The organism is Protofrankia sp. CiP3, from assembly GCF_917627345.1.
Classification (GTDB): Bacteria; Actinomycetota; Actinomycetes; order Frankiales; family Frankiaceae; genus Protofrankia.
The window spans coordinates 7,497-8,452 of sequence record NZ_CAKJTM010000006.1 but is presented as its reverse complement, the minus strand read 5'-3'; the positions used below and the strand labels follow the sequence as shown (position 1 = coordinate 8,452).

The 956-nt window shown below is 73.4% G+C and carries 1 protein-coding gene; it reads right to left on the bottom strand.

The window, feature by feature from the left end:
- Window positions 1-956 (bottom strand): pentapeptide repeat-containing protein (locus tag MJ797_RS03530; RefSeq protein WP_239331788.1); only part of this gene is annotated, 956 nt, incomplete at both ends.

Genomic DNA, 956 nt, shown 5'->3' with positions numbered 1-956 from the left:
AGAACCCCACCGACCGCACCGAGTCGGTGTGGCCGGTCAGGGTGCGCAGTTCACGGCCGGTGGCGGTGTCCCATAGTCGGACCGTGCCGTCGCCACCCCCAGAGGCGATCATGGTGCCGTCTGGGGAGAAGGCGACTGCGTACTGCGGTGAGGGCGCCGACTGCGGCATCACCTGGGCGGGATCCCGCCCGGCGACCGCTGCCACGGCCAGCTCGGGCGCGTCCCGGGCCGAACCGAGGCACCCACCGAGAACCCCTGCCCGTGACCATCGGCTCCCCGTCAGTACTGTGCCGGTCAGGTCCGTGTCGACCAGGCGGGCACCGCGGAGATCCACGCCGGTCAGGTCCGCCCCGGTGAGCCCGGCGCCAGTCACCCGCGCGCCCCGCATCGACGCGCCCGCCAGGTCGAGCCCAGGCAGCGTCCCGCCGATGATCTGGATGCCGTCGAGATCGGCGTCGCGGGCGATCAGCCCGTCGGCGCTGACGTCGCGGACCGTCGCCCCGGTCAGTTTCGCTCCGGTCAGGTCCGCACCGGACAGCGCGGTCGCGGTCAGGGAAGCGCCGGTGAGCACCGCGTCCCGCAGGTCGGCGCCGTGCAGGTCGGCGCGGTCGAGGCGGGCGTCGGTCAGGTTCGCTCGTCGCAGGTCCGCACCGCGCAGGTCTCGGCCGGAGAGGTCCTGCCCGGCGAGATCGGTGCCGGCCAGTTTCGCTCTCGTCCGCAGCTTGATGCCCAGGCGCCGTGCGACGACCACCGCGTTCGCCTTCGCGACCGCGGGCGCGTCCGCGTTGTCGACGGTGTCCTGCGCCCAGCGGGCCGCCGCATCCTGGCCGGCCAGGTCGGTGAAGAAGTCCGCCATCAGTTCCGACATCTCCTGGGCCGCGAGCAGACCACCGGCCTGACCGGCCTGATCGGCGAGCCGGCGGGCGATATCGGCGGCGACGAGGTACTCCATCAGC